The following is a 15,994-nucleotide window of genomic DNA, read 5'->3' on the forward strand; positions in this document are numbered from 1 at the left end:
TACATTATGTATATGACATTACAATACTTTCTTAAATCGTACTGTACGTTAAGTATTCATGAGGATGAAATAGTAAGCGTGATGGAAGAGTTTATTGAACAAGAAGACGAAGAAATTGTTTTGAAATTACGTGATGAATTAATAAATATGAAGAAAAAGAACGCGTGGGAAGAGGCGTGTGTATTAGCTGCGAAGCAAGGAAATCGTATGTGGTCTTTAGAAGAAACGAAAGACCATCTTGAAACTTTTTTACTATTACTGCAAAAGAAAAAGGCGTGATTTAATCACGCCTTTTTCTTTATACTATTCGGTTGATAGTATCTATTCCTTTGGAGCGCTTTTATATACGCTTTTTGAAATTTGTCCATTTGATATTACTTCCCCGTTTTGTGTTACTTTTTTATACGTAACCGCTGTGATTTTATCACTAGTTCTACTAATTACTTGAGAAGAAACTTCAACATTTTTACCAGTATTTGTACCGAAAATGCGTGTAGTAATACTACCTCCATTTGAAAATGCTTGAATATAAATATGATTGCCTGTATTATTTTTAAATTTTAAATCTGGACCATAATCTGCTACTGCTGCATCTTGCCCAAGTGGTAAATAATTTACTGGCATAGAATGATTGCTTCGAGAAACAATTCCTAAATCAGCCCTTAAAGCTGCGCTGTATAAAGTACTACTGACTTGGCAAACTCCTCCGCCTGCACTTTGTATTACTTTACCTTGTGAATATACTGCTGCAGATTTGTAACCATGTGCAGCATCAGTTACGCCAACGCGGCCGTTAAAACTAAATGTTTCATCAGGTGCCACAATAACCCCACTTAAAGTATTAGCTGACTTATTTACGTTAAATGATTGATTTCCGTTACGGCCAGCCATTGGAGTAGAATATTCAGCAATGACTTCTTTAATACCCATTTTCTGTATATCTTCTGTAGAACGTTCTGGTTTTATGAATGTAACTGGTAATGTAACATCTGATTTACCAGTAGTAATAGCTTCGTTTGTTAAACTGTTTAGTTTTCCTTTATCAATTTTTTCTCCGTTTTGGCTTTGACTAACATTTACTGTTGAGCCTTCAATGCTTAATTCTGCATTAACAGGATTTTTTAATGTTTCATTATATTTATCTTTTATAAAGGTTTCATAAGCTGTTGCATTTAATTGTGGTGTTAATTTATAGTCACGTTTTAATTCACCGTTTTCAGCTTGCTTGCGCATTTTGTAACGATTCATTACGTTTCCTTCTTGTTCTTTGAAGATTTTGTCAATAATATCTTTCTCTTTATAATTTACCCCTAAATCTTTCCATGTGTAAGTTTGTTTATCGTTTTGGAATATGTAGGTAAGGGATTTTTGATCTAATTCAGTTACCCTTTGATTAATAATTGCTTGAATATCTTTCTTATTTTTTCCATCGAGAGAAATACCTTCAAATGTAGTATTTGGTAATGCAGTAGTATCTAATTGATTATTTAATTTGGATACATATTGATATCCCCCAACACCGCCTACACAAAGTAATATGCCCCCAGCAATTGCAGAACCAATCAGTATTTTACTTAGCTTCATTTATTTCCCCCCAGAAATTTATGTATAAACATATGTATTACATTTTTTGTATAAAAATGATGAAAATAACATTATGTACGTACTAGTATACTATTATTTTCACTGTGTGTGTAATGTTTTCATAAAAAATGTTACATTGCTGTAATAATTGTCACTTCTTGTCACAATGTGTATGAAAAATATGTTGAAAAATATAATAAAAAGGCTGTCTAGAATGATCTAGCAGCCTTTTTATTATAATTTTTTATGTTCATTTTTATTCGTAACACCGAGATGTTTTTGAAGGGTAGTTGAAATAGTATCGACGCTTTTTTCATTTGGCACGTAATAATAAATACCACCTATATATTTATCTGTACCTTCTACTTGCATTTTTTCCATCTTTAAATTTGAATCCATTGAATTTTTTGTAATTGTCATCATATCATCAAAAGTTAAATTGGTTTTTAAGTCTTTATCGACAGCGTCTAGTAGGCCACCGATTTTATTAATGGAATTAAGAGATAGTGCCTTTTCAGCAATGGCCTCTAATACAAGCTGTTGTCGTTGGCCACGCATATAATCACTATCGATGTGACGAGTTCTAGCTAGTGCCAGTGCCTCTTCTCCATTTAAATGTTGACGTCCTTTTTTTAGATGAATTGCATCTGCTTCATCTTTACTATTTTGCTCTGTGAATTCAACTGGAACGTCCACAGTAATGCCACCAAGAGAATCAACAATTTTAATAAAGGATTTAAAATTGAATTTTACATAATAATCAACTGGAACATCTAAAAAGTTCTCTACCGTATCAATTGTGCTGTCTACACCACCGAATACGTGCGCATGTGTGATTTTATCGTATTTATCACGTGATTTAATGTAGACGCGTGAGTCACGTGGAATGCTTACAAGTTTAACGGATTTATCGTTTTTATTAATTGTTGCAAGTAATAACGCATCTGTTCGAGTTGCTTTTCCATAATCTTTTTCCCTAATATCACTTTCATCAACACCCATAATTAGTACGGAAATGTTGTCGGTCATAGGTTTAACAGCTTTTTCACGTTTACTGGACTTTTCTCCTCGACCTAGTTCAGCATAAGCATTATTTAAGACGGACTTTGCTTTACTGTATATATGGAAGGAGTAGCCTCCTGCTCCAAGTGCTACAATTAGTAATGGAATAAGAAGGAACCAAAGTAGGCGTTTTTTCTTTGAGCGTCCTTTTTTGGCTCGCGTATCGTTGTTCGTGTCGGATTTCATCATTTTTTCTCCTTTAAAACTATCAAAGTGTATACATTTAGAAGTGTATTCAAACACATAAAAAATATTTTACGCTAAATAAAAGCGATTGTACATGTATAAAAAATAGATGTCTTGATTATTTATCCCGTATTAACGAGCAGTAAAACGCCCACCTCAAAGTCCAGTGAATACAATGAAGTTAGGTGGGAGATAACTGCCCGTAAATACCCGATTGATGAAGGCTAATAATCAGAGTGGGGATAGCCCCACTCTGATTAAAGTTTCACTTTATAAGACACCTATTCGTTATTGTATACAAAAGATAGGGATAAGAAAATGATAAAATTTTACCTAATTACAACATAATGCTTACGATAATTGCAGATAAAATACTAACGAGAGTAGCTCCATATAGTAATTTAAGGCCAAACCTCGCAACAACGTTTCCTTGTTCTTCGTTTAGTCCTTTTACCGCACCTGAAATAATACCAATGGAAGAAAAATTGGCAAAAGATACAAGGAAAACGGAAATAATACCAACTGTACGGGGAGAAAGGCTATTAGAAATTTTACTAAGGTCCATCATTGCGACAAATTCATTCGTTACAAGCTTCGTTGCCATAATGCTGCCAGCTGCTACAATTTCAGAGCTTGGTACACCGATAAGGAATGCGATAGGTGCAAATACGTAGCCAATTAATTGTTGGAACGTAATACCGAATATAATGAGGAACAAGTCATTAATACAACTAATTAATGCGACAAATCCGATGAGCATAGCGCCGACAACAATGGCTACACGAAAACCATCAAGAATGTATTCTCCAAGCATTTCAAAAAAGCTTTGTTTTTCACCTTTGATTTCTAAAATATCTTCGTCATCTTTAACGTCGTAAGGGTTAATGATGAGTACGATAATAAAACCGCTAAATAAATTGAGAACGAGTGCAGTTACTACATACTTAGGTTCAATCATTGTCATATAGGCACCTACGATAGACATAGATACGGTTGACATAGCGGAGGCACAAAGTGTATAAAGACGGTGTTTTGGAATTTGAGCTAATTGCTTTTTCACTGTAATAAAAACTTCTGATTGGCCGACAATGGCAGAAGCGATAGCGTTGTAAGATTCTAATCTCCCAAGACCATTTATTTTACTAAGAAAGTACCCGATCCAACGAATGAAAAGTGGTAGTATTTTGAAATGTTGTAATATACCAATTAAAACAGAAATAAAGACGATTGGTAATAATACAGTAAGGAAAAATGGCATTTCACCTTTATTTGCAAGACCACCAAATACGAAATTTATTCCATTAGCAGCATACTCGAGTAGCTTTGTAAACAAACTGGAAATGATTCTAATAAGTATGAGGCCGATTTCTGTATTTAATAGTAAATAGGTTAAAATTAACTGTATAATAAGCATGATAAAAATTGGTTTAAATTTAATATGCTTCTTATTATTGCTAGCGATATAAGCGAGCAAGAAAACAACAATTAATCCGACGAAAAAAGTAATGAATTTCATGGTAAGCCCCCTAAAAGAGATATTCTGCTATATATGTTTTTCATTTCAAGGGAGAATATGCATCTTTGGTAAAGAAAGGAATAGAGAGAGTATGAATATATGTAGAGTGCATCACGTTGCAATTATTTGTTCGAATTATGAGACGTCAAAGTATTTTTATACTAGAATATTAGGGTTTAAAGAAATGAATGAAGTATATAGAAAGGAACGAGATTCTTATAAATTAGATTTATGTGTAGGAGAAGAGTATCAAATCGAATTATTTTCATTTCCAAATCCGCCTGAGCGCAAAAGTTTTCCAGAAGCAGCCGGTCTTAGACATTTAGCATTTGCTGTTACAAATATAGAAGAAGCTGTGAAGCATTTAAATCAATGTGGTGTTGAGATCGAACCGATCCGTATTGATGAAATAACGGGGAAGAAATTCGTCTTTTTCCAAGACCCTGATGGTTTACCTTTAGAATTGTATGAGGTTTGAAAATTGGTGGATTTTATATAGAGTTGCTTTCCAATAATTGAAGAAACTAAAGTGAAACTTCTTTTTAAAAGGAGGTGTAACTTTAGCTAAGAAAGCTAAAGAGCATATGTGGATATTTTAAAATTATTGATGGTAGTCATTCTTATTGGGTTAACAGCATTTTTTGTGGCTGTTGAATTTGCAATTATTAAGGTACGTAGCAGTCGTATTGATCAACTCGTTAGTGAAAAAAGACGAGGTGCACTGGCAGCTAAAAAGGTAACTACAAATTTAGATGAATATTTATCCGCCTGTCAGCTAGGTATTACAATTACTGCTTTAGGGCTCGGGTGGTTAGGGGAACCAACCATTAAACATTTACTCGAGCCGTTGTTTTTAAAATTGCAATTCTCACCTGCAATTTCCAGTACAGTTTCATTTATTATTGCCTTTGCAGTAATTACATTTTTACATGTTGTCATTGGGGAACTTGCTCCAAAGACGTTTGCTATACAAAAAGCAGAACAAGTTAGCTTATTGTTATCGAAACCACTTATTTATTTTTACCGAGTTATGTATCCGTTTATTTGGGCTTTGAATGGTTCAGCGAGGGTTGTAACTGGTTTATTTGGATTAAATCCAGCTTCTGAACATGAAGTAGCTCATTCAGAAGAAGAATTAAGGTTAATCTTATCTGAGAGCTATGAGAGCGGAGAGATTAACCAAAGGGAATTTAAATATGTAAATAATATTTTTGAATTTGATAATAGAGTAGCAAAAGAAATTATGGTACCTCGTACGGAAGTTGTAGGCTTATATGAGGACGAACCATTTGAAACACATATTAAAGTAATCGCGCAAGAAAAGTACACGAGATATCCTGTATTTGGTGAAGATAAAGATGAAATTATTGGGATGGTTAATGTAAAAGATTTATTTATTCGTTATATGGATGGGAATCGGGACGAGGAGTGCTCGATTATGCCGTATACAAGGCCAGTTATTGAAGTGCTAGAAAATATTCCAATTCATGATTTACTATTACAAATGCAAAGAAAACACATTCCATTAGCTGTATTGTATGATGAATATGGTGGTACAGCAGGGATTGTTACACTAGAAGATATTTTAGAAGAAATTGTTGGAGAAATTCGAGATGAATACGATGAAGATGAGAATCCACCTATAGAGCATGTAAGTGAAGGTTATAAAATCGTAGAGGGAAAAGTGCTTATTAGTGAAGTAAATGATTTGCTTGGCATACATTTAATTGCTGATGATGTAGATACAATTGGTGGCTGGATTATGGTACAAAAACAAATCGTTGCTGAAGGAGATGTTATTGAGAAATACGGTTTTTATTTTAAAGTCCTTGAAAAGGATATGCATCAAATTAAACGAGTGGAAATAAGGAAAGTAGAAGAATGATTTTCTATAAACTTTAATAAAAAGGATATGCAGAAAAATAAATGTTTGCGCTTTCAAAAAAGGTGCTATATAGTGAAGGTGGATACTGAAAAATTCTTCTGAATGATACTCGTGTTTTTCGAGGCGGATTTTTTGGATAAGGATTTAGAATGAAAAAGTATAGGTGATAAAAATGATAGCAACGAAGGATATACGTATAGAAAAAGATTTTTTAGGTGAAAAAGAAGTACCAAGTGCAGCTTATTATGGTGTACAAACATTACGTGCCGTAGAAAACTTCCCAATTACAGGATATCGCATTCATCCATCACTCATTACAGCAATGGCAATTGTGAAAAAAGCGGCGGCGCTTGCGAATATAGATACTGGTTACTTAGCTAAAGACATTGGACATGAAATTGCAGAAGCAGCGCAAGAAATTGTTGATGGAAAGTTTCATGATCAATTTATCGTAGACCCTATTCAAGGCGGAGCCGGAACTTCTATTAATATGAATACAAATGAAGTAATTGCGAATAGAGCGTTAGAACGTATGGGATATGAAAAAGGGGCGTATGCGAAAATTAGCCCAAACACTCATGTGAACATGGCCCAATCAACGAACGATGCGTTTCCGACAGGAATTCATATTGCAACTCTTATGATGTTAGAAAAGCTTCTTATTACAATGGAAGAACTTCATTCTGCTTTTCGTAAAAAAGCAAAAGAGTTTGATCACGTTATTAAAATGGGACGCACACATTTACAAGATGCAGTTCCAATTCGCCTTGGACAAGAATTTGAAGCGTATAGCCGAGTGCTTGCGCGTGATATAAAAAGAATTAAACAGTCTCGTCAACATTTATATGAAGTGAATATGGGGGCGACAGCTGTTGGTACAGGATTAAATGCAAATCCTACGTATATTGAACAAGTAGTAAAACATTTAAGAACGTTTAGTGGATTCCCACTTGTTGGTGCAGAGCATTTAGTTGATGCAACGCAAAATACAGATGCATACACAGAAGTATCTGCAGCACTTAAAGTATGCATGATGAACATGTCTAAAATTGCAAACGATCTTCGTATTATGGCGTCTGGGCCACGTGTTGGGTTAGCTGAAATTCAATTGCCAGCACGTCAGCCGGGTTCATCGATTATGCCAGGTAAAGTGAATCCAGTTATGGCAGAAGTGATTAACCAAGTCGCATTCCAAGTAATCGGAAACGATCATACAATTTGCTTAGCATCAGAAGCAGGACAATTAGAGTTAAACGTAATGGAGCCTGTGCTTGTATTTAATTTAATTCAATCTATAAGTATTATGAATAATGGATTCCGTGTATTCCGTGAATATTGTATTGAAGGAATTACAGCAAATGAAGAATTGCTGAAGCAATATGTTGAGAAAAGTGTTGGAATTATTACAGCAGTTAATCCTCATATTGGTTATGAAGCAGCATCTCGTATTGCACGTGAAGCAATTGAAACAGGAAAATCTGTTAGGGAGTTATGTTTAGAACATGGCGTACTGACAGAAGAGGAATTGGATATTATTTTAGATCCATTCGAAATGACTCACCCTGAAATTGCTGGAGCTTCTTTATTAAAAAATAAAAAAATGTAATGTGAAAAACACCGATCCATTTGGATCGGTGTTTTATTTTTAAAAGATATTAAATACAGCGTTTAATTGAAGTAAGCTAATAACAGCTAAGAAGATTAAACTGTATTTCATTGCTGTTTTAAATAGAGCAGATTCTTTACCAACTAGTCCAACTGCGGCACAAGCAACTGCTACAGATTGTGGTGAAACCATTTTTGCCATTGTACCACCTACTACGTTTAAGGCAACGAGTGTAGAAGGAACGATGTTTAACTGGTCTGCTGTTACTGCTTGAAGTGGTGCGAATAAAGAACCACTTGAAACTACTGAACCTGTAATGAATACGCCAATCCATCCTAAGATTGGAGAAAGAATTGGGAATGCATTACCAGTAGAAGAGAATGCAAGTCCAAGTGTAGATGACATACCAGAGTAGTTCTCTACGTAAGCTAACGCGATAACGCTACAAATTGTATATACTGGAGCTTTTAATTCTTTCATTGTTTCAATCATTAATTCTTTAACCATTTTACCTTTTACGCGGTAAACGATAAGTGAAACGATAATTGCTAGTACAATCGCAGTAGTTGTAGAAGAGAATACATCAAATTTGAAAACAGCTGCGAAAGGTGTATCAGCTTTTGTAATTGGTGTAGTTTTCATAACAGCATTATGAAGACCAGGGAACTGAATGTTAAATACTAAGTTTGCTAACGCACCATCTGGAGCAAATAAAGCTTTAATCGGTTTTAAGTTAAAGATTGTTACAAATGCAGTTAAGAATACGAATGGAGACCAAGCATATAAAATTTGATTGAATGTATGTGATACTTTAGTTTCTTGTTTTTCTTCTTTAGTAGAAGATTTTGGTTGCCAAACACGTAAGAATAATGCAAGAGCAATCATACTTACAACGGCTGCGAAAATATTAGTAAGTTCTGCGCCTAAGAAGTAAGTTACAGCGAATTGAGTAATAGCGAAAGAAACACCACTTACAAGAATACCTTGCCAAGTTTCTTTAATACCTTTAATTCCATCGACCATTGAAACAAGTAAGAAAGGTAAGATAACACTAATGAAAGGTAAAATAAGAACAGTTTGACGACCAATAGTTAATGCGTCAAGTTGAGTTAATTGTGCTGGTACTGTAACTGGAATACCCATAGCACCCATAGCACCACCAGCAATATTAGCTACTAAACAAATACCTGCTGCTTTTAATGGATTAAAGCCCATACCTACAAGTAGTGCGGCTGTAATAGCAACTGGAACCCCTAGACCAGCTGCGCCTTCTAAGAAAGCACCGAAAGAATAAGCGATTAATAATACTTGTAAACGTTGATCATTTGTAATGCTTGAAATACTATCGCGAATAATATTGAATTGCTCTGTTTTAACAGTTAATTTGTAAAGGAAAATTGCAGCGATAACGATAGTACAAATTGGATAAAATCCAGATAAAACACCGAATCCGGCAGATGCTACAGCTACTGTTGCTGGCATTTTATAAACAAATATTGCAAGGATAATAGCGACAATCACACTATAAAGACCAGCCATGTAACTTTTCATTTTGAATCCCATTAAACAAATGATGAAACAAAAGATTGGAAGTGCTGCGATTAGTGCAGATAACCAAATATTGTTTAACGGGTCATAAATTTGTGTCCAAGTACTCATAATAATGACAACTCCTATCTATTATATGTGAAGAAATTCACATTATTTGTGAAACAATTCACAATCAACTTACATGCTTAGTATATTCTCCTTCAACACTATTGTCAACGTAAAAAAGTATAATTATTCCATAATAGTGTTAAAAGAAAAGCTTTGTTCATAAAGTAGACAAAAAACACACTCAAATGAATTTAAGTGTGCTGTATAAACTATGTGCATATTATTTTGCTTATTCAGATGGCATGTTCCTTATAGGCGTATATTAGATGAAGTCTTTTATATTAAGTATAAAGTTTGATATATGCAATTATCTGTCCTGTTTGATCTAGTGGGGGGAACGGTGAGTGGATTTAATAGGAAGTTTTGCACAACAATCCAACCGCTTGCAATACGAATAAAAAATAAGAAACAAATTTTTAATATCACATCATCTCTTTTTACTGAAAATTCCTTTTAGCGTAACAAAGAGGTTAATTATAGTTCAACTACATTACGATAGGTTATCAATTATAGACGGTATTTTACAATACCGTTACTGTGCATTTCAATGAGGTGAAAATATAACAAAAAGCCTGATAAAACAACGTTTGCAAGCAAAGTATTCGTAGGCCATTATTTTGCTTTTTCGTTATATCATATAGTATAATATTCAAAATCAGCAAGGATTTTTTCCTGAATTTTTGCTGATAAAGATGGAAAATTTTTTCGGCTTTATAGGTTGATAAAGTTATGTCGTAACAGGAAATATAAGAACAGATATATAAATAAATAAAAAGAACATAAAAACGCAAATAAAAATGAAAATGAGGGGAACTTTATGAGCCAAAATCAATTCGAATGTCGTATTTCAGAAGAAGATGTACAAATGTTAAGAGCGTTAGCTCATCCACTTCGTCTACGTCTAGTAATGGAACTTATGCAAAGAGGAACATGTAATGTAACACAGCTACAGGAAGTATTAGAAATTCCACAATCAACTGTTTCACAACATTTAACGAAGTTAAAGCAAAATAAAGTAGTACGCTTTGAAAGACGAGGATTAGAAGTGTATTATCAAATCCATAATGATAAAGTAAGTGCGGTAGTAAAAACATTATTTTCTTAAAATTTGAATATTATGGAAAAAGACGTGTAGAATATACGTCTTTTTTTATTTGTCAGAAAGGTAGCGAGAGAGTAAATATTAGCATGTGAGGAAGAAATGACTATCAATCAACATGCTGCCTTACGGAATATATTCTAAAAGGAAAAGAAAAAATAGAAAGGAGTGTAGTAAGCAAAAGGAGGGATAGTAGTATGGATGTAAAACGTGTGAAGCAAATTTTATCTTCTTCAAGTAGAATTGACGTTACATATGAGGGCGTACCAGTATGGATTGAGAGCTGTGATGAGCAGAAGGGGAGTGCTCAAGTGTATGATGTATCTAATCCTGGTGAGAGCGTTCATGTGGACGTGACAGCTTTAGAGGAGAAGTAATAAAAAAGACGCTTCTAATTTTAGAAGCGTCTTTTTGTGTGTTATTCCATCATACTCGCAACTTTTTTAGAGAAGAGAAGGAGTACAAGTCCTAAGACGATAACGATAATACCGATACTTGCAAATACTTCAAGGTATCCTAATGATTGTGTAAAGGAAGCAAGTTTACCTGCTAACCAGTTAGCCATACCCGTACCAGCTAACCATACACCCATTAATAATGATGCTAATTTTACAGGAGCGATTGCACTTACCATTGATAGACCGATTGGTGATAAGAATAACTCACCAATTGTATGGAAGAGATAAGTGATAACGATGAATAATAAATTCGCTTTTACAGTTATATCTGCTTCACTACTTCCAGTTTTTAGAACTGCTAATGTTAAAACAAGATAACCTATACCTAGTAAAATCATACCAAATGCCATTTTTGTTGGCACGTTTAAATCACCGCGTTTTGTTTTAGAAAGTTTTAACCATAGCATAGATACAAATGGTGCAAGTAGTACGATGAATGCTGGATTAACGGATTGGAACCAAGATGTTGGAACTTCCCAACCGAAAATTGTACGATCTACAAATTTATTTGTATAAAGTGTTAAAGAACTACCAGCTTGTTCAAATCCTGCCCAGAAGAATATTACGAAACAAGTTAAAATTACAATTGCCCAAGTACGATTTTTCTCTTGTTTTGTTAAAGGTTTCTTTTCGATTACAGGTTGATCTTTTGATTTTTTACCAACAACTGTTGTTCCTGCTTTACCAAGATAACGAGGAGCTAATAAGTTGAAAACAATTTGTCCAATAATCATACCGATACAAGCTGCTAAGAATCCGTATTTATATCCCATTACAATAACGCCATTAGCGCTTGTTTTAAAGAAATCTTCTGCTAAAAATCCACAAATAAGTGGAGCGAAGAAAGCACCTACGTTAATACCCATATAGAAGATAGTAAATGCACTGTCACGACGTGAATCATTTTCGCCATACAATTCACCTAACAGTGTAGAAATATTTGGTTTGAAGAATCCATTACCAATAACTAATAGTATTAATCCAAGGAATAGTCCTGTTTTTGTATTCATTGAGAATAGTACAAAATTGCCGATTGCCATAATGATTCCGCCGAGAGTAATGGCATGACGTCTTGTGATATAATGATCCGTTAGCCATCCGCCTATAATTGGCATGAAATATACTGCCGCTGTAAAAGTACCATATAATTGCACTGCGACTGCCTTATCAAATCCTAACCCGCCACTAACAGCAGCAGTTGTTAAATAAAGAACTAAAAGGCCACGCATTCCATAATAACTAAATCTTTCCCACATTTCTGTTAAGAACAACAAGTACAACCCTGGTGGATGTTTTTTTGGTGATTGTTGCTCTCCAGCTTTGTCTAATTTTAAAGCTGCATCCATTTTTGTTTCCCCCTAATCCTGTATAACGGATATTTATGTAATCATTTTAATTTACAAAATATTTAGAAGTCAATAGAATTATATGGAAATAGAAAGAAAATTTCTAAAAAAGTTCTATTTTTCTTCGACCGTTACTGTATTTTGCCCTAAAAACGAGATGATAAGCGTTTTCAAATGTAATAATTGAATTCTAAAAGAAAATAAAATAGTGATTAATCAGAAAATTTAGATTAAAACATTTATTCTGATATAAAGAAAATATATTCTATTTACTTTCTCAATATAACATATTGGGAATAAAAATACAAAACGAAATAATGTGACATTTAAGTGAATTGAAAAATAACCAGCTCCACAGAAGGGAGCTGGTTAAGGAAATATTATTTAACAAAGCGTTTTTCGATGTCATCTAATAGTAGGTTAGCGGCCATTACGCCACCAGCTGTATTCCAAATAACGTCATCAACTTTGTATGCTTTACCATTTTTTACTGCATTTAAATTTGTAAATAGAGGATCGTTTATATACTCTTTTTCTAGTTCAGATCCTTTTTTCTCATTTCCTTTATCGAATGTGAAGTAGAATAATACGTCACCATCCATAGCAGAAATACGCTCTTTAGATACGTTACGCTCTGCAAAATCATCTTTATTTTGATCTCCAGGACGTTTAAATCCAAGTTCTTTTAAAATAACACCAGAGAATGTATCGCCATGATAAATACGAACATCACCAGGCATGAAACGAACCATAGAGATTTCTTGGTTTACTTTATCGCCAAGTTTGCCTTTTAAATCTTTTATACGTGATTCGTAATCAGCTACAACTTTTTGACCTTCTTTTTCTTTATTTAATGCTTTTGCATAAAATTTGAAGTTATCTTTCCATTCACCACGTAATGTTTCTGAGAACACAGTAGGTGCAATTGCTTTTAGTTGTTCGTACACTTTTTCGTGGCGCATTTTATTACCGATAATTAAGTCTGGTTTTAAAGAAGCAATTGTTTCAACGTTAACTTGTCCTTCATCACCAACAACTTTTACATCTTTCATTTTATCCTTAATATGTGGATACCATGGGTCACCAGTCCAAGACTTTACAGCACCAACTGGTTTCACACCTAATTCAAGTAAAGCTTCAGTTCCTTCATTTGTTAAGATAACTACACGTTTTGGATTAGCAGGAACTTCTGTTTTACCCATTGCATGTTCTACAGTAACCACTTCTTTTTTATTATCTTCTTTTGTAGATTCTTCTTTGTTATTTGATTTTCCACAAGCGCTTAAAAGCATTGAAAATGCTAGTAAAAATACAAATACTGTAAACGATTTCTTCCGCATGAAATTCATTATGTACCCCCTACATGTTGAGAATATTTTTCAATAGCAAGCATGATATTAAGGCTTTATCTTTTGATTGTCAATACATATGGGTGAAAATAATTCTCATTTCCGTTGACAATGAGAATTAAGTTGAAATACACTAACAACGTATCATTATACATTGAAGGGGAAACGCTGCATGTTATTAAAAACAAATCGAGCAAAATGGATTGGATTATTTGTTGGAATCATTGCAGTCGTTATTTGTATTTGGGGAAGTATTATTTTCGGGTATACAAATACGAGTTGGAAACTAGCATTGGATGCTTTTTTCCATTTTAACGGTTCCAATGAACATATTATTATTCAAAATGTACGTCTGCCTAGGGCGTTAATTGCAGCTAGTGTTGGTGCTAGTTTAGCCATTGCTGGTTGTCTTATGCAAACTTTAACTAAGAATCCACTTGCTTCTCCAGATTTTATTGGATTAAATTCAGGTGCTGCGTTCTTCATAGTTGTAGCAATTGTAATCTTTTCAGTAACATCATTATCAGCTTTCACATGGATTGCCTTTTTAGGAGCGGCGGTTGCAGCTGTACTTGTATTTGCTTCTAGTTCTTTAGGAAAAGAAGGAACTACTCCTCTTAAGTTAACGTTAGCAGGGGTCGCAATTAGTGCGTTATTTTCATCATTAACACAAGGATTACTTGTGTTAAATGAAAAAGCACTTGAAGAGGTATTATTTTGGCTTGCTGGATCTGTGCAAGGGAGAAAGTTAGAAATTTTACAATCTGTATTCCCATATTTATTAATAGGATGGATTGCATCTCTTATGATGGCAGGGAAAGTAAATACATTGATGATGGGAGAAGACGTCGCGAAAGGACTTGGACAACGAACAATTTTAATGAAATCATTCGTGTTACTTATTATTGTACTGTTGTCTGGTGGTTCGGTTGCGGTTGCTGGCCCAATTGGATTTATTGGAATTATTACTCCGCATTTTGCTAGATTTCTTGTTGGAGTTGACCACAGATGGAGAGTGCCTTATAGCGGATTGTTAGGTGCAATACTACTAATATTGGCTGATATAGCAGCAAGATATGTCATTATGCCACAAGAAGTACCAGTAGGAGTTATGACAGCATTTATTGGAGCTCCATTCTTTATTTATATTGCACGTAAGAGAGGGCTTAGCAAATGAAGAAGTATATTCCGTTTCGTATAGGAAAAGGTGAGCTCTCGTTTTTAATGTATAAACGAGCTTGTCTCGTCTTGTTAAGTTTACTAGTTGTTTTAATAGGATTATTTTTGGCGAGTGCAGGTATGGGAGACATGAAAATTGCTCCTTATGACGTATGGCAAGCAATTACTGGAAATGGCGATGCGATGTCAAATATGGTTGTGAATAAGTTTCGTATGCCACGTATTTTAATTGCTATCCTCGTAGGAATTGCGCTTGCTGTAGCAGGATGTATTTTACAAGGTCTCGTTCGAAATCCACTTGCTTCTCCGGATATCATCGGGATTACGGGCGGGGCAAGTGTTGCAGTTGTATTGTTTTTAGCTATATTTAGTGATAAAAATAATGCGCTAACTGTAAGCATTCATTATATGCCGTTAGCAGCCTTTGTTGGGGCAACGATTGTGGCGCTTTTTGTATATTTATTTGCATGGAGAAATGACGGGTTATCGCCGATTAGTCTTGTTTTAATTGGTGTGGGGTTTTGGGCATTAACGAAAGCGGCAACGACTTTGTTTATGTTGTTAGCACCAATTTATCAAGCGAGTCAAGCGAATGTATGGATTACAGGTACTGTTTATGGTTCTTCATGGCAAAACGTTATGGTGCTTGCACCGTGGGTTCTCATTTTAACGGTAATATCATTTATAGCTGCTAGACATTTAAATGCGCAAGAGCTAGGGGATGATATTGCGGTAGGACTTGGTGTTCCTTTAACGAAGTCACGCGTATTCATGTTATTACTTAGTACGGCTTTAATTGGGGGAGCAGTTGCCTTCGCCGGAGGAATTGGATTTGTCGGTTTAATGGCACCTCATATTTCACGAAGGCTAGTTGGTTCTTTATACGGTGCATTACTCCCAGTTGCAGCTATTGTCGGTGCAATTCTAGTACTTGCTGCAGATTTAATTGGGCGTACAGTTTTCACACCACTTGAAATTCCAGCAGGGGTATTTACATCAGCAATTGGTGCACCTTATTTTATTTATTTACTTTATAAAAGTCGGAATTCATAAAGGGAGATGAAT

Annotated in this window: 14 protein-coding genes; 8 read left to right on the forward strand and 6 right to left on the reverse strand. The window is 34.5% G+C overall.

The genetic code is table 11. The features are described 5' to 3' along the window. Positions 1–6: 6 nt before the first annotated feature. Positions 7–279, forward strand: coding sequence for a hypothetical protein (locus DN407_RS03115; protein WP_000282019.1), 273 nt, complete (start codon positions 7–9; stop codon positions 277–279). A gap of 42 nt (positions 280–321) precedes the next feature. Here DN407_RS03115 and DN407_RS03120 read toward each other — a convergent pair whose 3' ends face one another. From DN407_RS03120 to DN407_RS03130, 3 genes are all read right to left on the reverse strand, one after another. Beyond that, positions 322–1,584, reverse strand: a complete 1,263-nt coding sequence (locus DN407_RS03120) for a VanW family protein (RefSeq protein WP_000777362.1) — start codon at positions 1,582–1,584, stop codon at positions 322–324. 234 nt (positions 1,585–1,818) lie between these two features. Then, positions 1,819–2,835, reverse strand: coding sequence for an LCP family protein (locus DN407_RS03125; RefSeq protein WP_001986019.1), 1,017 nt, complete (start codon positions 2,833–2,835; stop codon positions 1,819–1,821). A 334-nt stretch (positions 2,836–3,169) separates the two neighbouring features. Further along, complete coding sequence (locus tag DN407_RS03130; RefSeq protein WP_149215999.1) at positions 3,170–4,348, reverse strand: NupC/NupG family nucleoside CNT transporter; 1,179 nt, start codon at positions 4,346–4,348, stop codon at positions 3,170–3,172. Positions 4,349–4,439: 91 nt separating this feature from the next. On the opposite strand from DN407_RS03130, the gene gloA2 reads away from it, so the two are divergent. From gloA2 to aspA, 3 genes are all read left to right on the forward strand, one after another. Next, positions 4,440–4,826 carry an SMU1112c/YaeR family gloxylase I-like metalloprotein gene (gene gloA2 / locus DN407_RS03135; RefSeq protein ID WP_001017684.1) on the forward strand — a complete coding sequence of 129 codons (387 nt, stop codon included), beginning with the start codon at positions 4,440–4,442 and terminating at the stop codon, positions 4,824–4,826. A gap of 108 nt (positions 4,827–4,934) precedes the next feature. Then, positions 4,935–6,233, forward strand: coding sequence for a hemolysin family protein (locus tag DN407_RS03140; RefSeq protein WP_088361411.1), 1,299 nt, complete (start codon positions 4,935–4,937; stop codon positions 6,231–6,233). 172 nt (positions 6,234–6,405) lie between these two features. Beyond that, positions 6,406–7,839, forward strand: coding sequence for an aspartate ammonia-lyase (aspA, locus tag DN407_RS03145; RefSeq protein ID WP_000562130.1), 1,434 nt, complete (start codon positions 6,406–6,408; stop codon positions 7,837–7,839). A gap of 39 nt (positions 7,840–7,878) precedes the next feature. Here the strand turns inward: aspA and DN407_RS03150 are convergent, their stop codons facing one another. Continuing rightward, positions 7,879–9,498 carry an L-lactate permease gene (locus tag DN407_RS03150; protein WP_030023043.1) on the reverse strand — a complete coding sequence of 540 codons (1,620 nt, stop codon included), beginning with the start codon at positions 9,496–9,498 and terminating at the stop codon, positions 7,879–7,881. Positions 9,499–10,315: 817 nt separating this feature from the next. Here DN407_RS03150 and DN407_RS03155 point away from each other — a divergent pair. Together DN407_RS03155 and DN407_RS03160 are read left to right on the forward strand one after the other, a co-directional pair. Continuing rightward, positions 10,316–10,603 carry an ArsR/SmtB family transcription factor gene (locus tag DN407_RS03155; protein ID WP_000081428.1) on the forward strand — a complete coding sequence of 96 codons (288 nt, stop codon included), beginning with the start codon at positions 10,316–10,318 and terminating at the stop codon, positions 10,601–10,603. Positions 10,604–10,794: 191 nt separating this feature from the next. Beyond that, positions 10,795–10,974: an acid-soluble spore protein H gene (locus tag DN407_RS03160; RefSeq protein WP_000382679.1), complete on the forward strand. Its 180-nt coding sequence runs from the start codon at positions 10,795–10,797 to the stop codon at positions 10,972–10,974. Positions 10,975–11,015: 41 nt separating this feature from the next. Here the strand turns inward: DN407_RS03160 and DN407_RS03165 are convergent, their stop codons facing one another. Together DN407_RS03165 and DN407_RS03170 are read right to left on the reverse strand one after the other, a co-directional pair. Further along, positions 11,016–12,401, reverse strand: coding sequence for a peptide MFS transporter (locus DN407_RS03165; protein ID WP_149216000.1), 1,386 nt, complete (start codon positions 12,399–12,401; stop codon positions 11,016–11,018). A 380-nt stretch (positions 12,402–12,781) separates the two neighbouring features. Beyond that, positions 12,782–13,750 (reverse strand): ABC transporter substrate-binding protein, encoded by a 969-nt coding sequence (locus tag DN407_RS03170; protein ID WP_149216001.1) that lies wholly within the window; start codon positions 13,748–13,750, stop codon positions 12,782–12,784. 172 nt (positions 13,751–13,922) lie between these two features. Between DN407_RS03170 and DN407_RS03175 the strand changes: the two genes are divergently transcribed. Further along, positions 13,923–14,927 (forward strand): FecCD family ABC transporter permease, encoded by a 1,005-nt coding sequence (locus DN407_RS03175; protein WP_000925232.1) that lies wholly within the window; start codon positions 13,923–13,925, stop codon positions 14,925–14,927. Next, a complete protein-coding gene (locus DN407_RS03180; protein WP_149216002.1) occupies positions 14,924–15,982 on the forward strand; it encodes a FecCD family ABC transporter permease in 1,059 nt (352 codons plus the stop codon). Before DN407_RS03175 ends, DN407_RS03180 begins: the two co-directional genes overlap by 4 nt. Positions 15,983–15,994 lie beyond the last annotated feature (12 nt).

Origin of the sequence: Bacillus sp. JAS24-2, assembly GCF_008274905.1 — a bacterium.
GTDB classification, from domain to species: domain Bacteria; phylum Bacillota; class Bacilli; order Bacillales; family Bacillaceae_G; genus Bacillus_A; species Bacillus_A cereus.

What these genes read in the sequence shown, in the direction of transcription:
- DN407_RS03115 (WP_000282019.1), top strand. Translation starts at nt 7, where the DNA reads ATGTATATGACATTACAATACTTTCTTAAATCGTACTGTACGTTAAGT.
- DN407_RS03120 (WP_000777362.1), bottom strand. Translation starts at nt 1,584, where the DNA reads ATGAAGCTAAGTAAAATACTGATTGGTTCTGCAATTGCTGGGGGCATA.
- DN407_RS03125 (WP_001986019.1), bottom strand. Translation starts at nt 2,835, where the DNA reads ATGATGAAATCCGACACGAACAACGATACGCGAGCCAAAAAAGGACGC.
- DN407_RS03130 (WP_149215999.1), bottom strand. Translation starts at nt 4,348, where the DNA reads ATGAAATTCATTACTTTTTTCGTCGGATTAATTGTTGTTTTCTTGCTC.
- gloA2 (WP_001017684.1), top strand. Translation starts at nt 4,440, where the DNA reads ATGAATATATGTAGAGTGCATCACGTTGCAATTATTTGTTCGAATTAT.
- aspA (WP_000562130.1), top strand. Translation starts at nt 6,406, where the DNA reads ATGATAGCAACGAAGGATATACGTATAGAAAAAGATTTTTTAGGTGAA.
- DN407_RS03150 (WP_030023043.1), bottom strand. Translation starts at nt 9,498, where the DNA reads ATGAGTACTTGGACACAAATTTATGACCCGTTAAACAATATTTGGTTA.
- DN407_RS03155 (WP_000081428.1), top strand. Translation starts at nt 10,316, where the DNA reads ATGAGCCAAAATCAATTCGAATGTCGTATTTCAGAAGAAGATGTACAA.
- DN407_RS03160 (WP_000382679.1), top strand. Translation starts at nt 10,795, where the DNA reads ATGGATGTAAAACGTGTGAAGCAAATTTTATCTTCTTCAAGTAGAATT.
- DN407_RS03165 (WP_149216000.1), bottom strand. Translation starts at nt 12,401, where the DNA reads ATGGATGCAGCTTTAAAATTAGACAAAGCTGGAGAGCAACAATCACCA.
- DN407_RS03170 (WP_149216001.1), bottom strand. Translation starts at nt 13,750, where the DNA reads ATGAATTTCATGCGGAAGAAATCGTTTACAGTATTTGTATTTTTACTA.
- DN407_RS03175 (WP_000925232.1), top strand. Translation starts at nt 13,923, where the DNA reads ATGTTATTAAAAACAAATCGAGCAAAATGGATTGGATTATTTGTTGGA.
- DN407_RS03180 (WP_149216002.1), top strand. Translation starts at nt 14,924, where the DNA reads ATGAAGAAGTATATTCCGTTTCGTATAGGAAAAGGTGAGCTCTCGTTT.